The 249-nt window shown below is 63.1% G+C and carries 1 protein-coding gene; it reads left to right on the top strand.

Translation table 11 applies throughout. From position 1 onward, the window contains the following. Positions 1-249: cation:dicarboxylate symporter family transporter (locus KVT32_RS30940; protein ID WP_217619518.1), on the top strand; the 249-nt coding region annotated here is incomplete at both ends.

The raw sequence follows: 249 nt of genomic DNA, 5'->3' as shown, positions 1-249 counted from the left end.
CACCTCTACTGCGAAGTCGTGTCCCCCTACGCCCTGGTCATCGACCTGGTCGTGGCCAACCTGGCCAAGCCGGGCGCCGGTTTCAACGTCGACGTCGCCCACCACGACACCAAGGCGATCGCCCAGTACACCGAGAAGGCGCAGCACCAGAGCACCGTCGACTTCCTCATGAACATCATCCCGAACACCCTCGACGATGCCTTCGCCAAGGGCGACATCCTGCAGGTGCTCCTGATCGCGATCCTGTTC

The organism is Achromobacter sp. GbtcB20, assembly GCF_019091095.1.
Classification (GTDB): domain Bacteria; phylum Pseudomonadota; class Gammaproteobacteria; order Burkholderiales; family Burkholderiaceae_B; genus Achromobacter; species Achromobacter mucicolens.
Note: the sequence above shows the minus strand (reverse complement) of the source record. Positions and strands in the feature narration are given on the sequence as shown.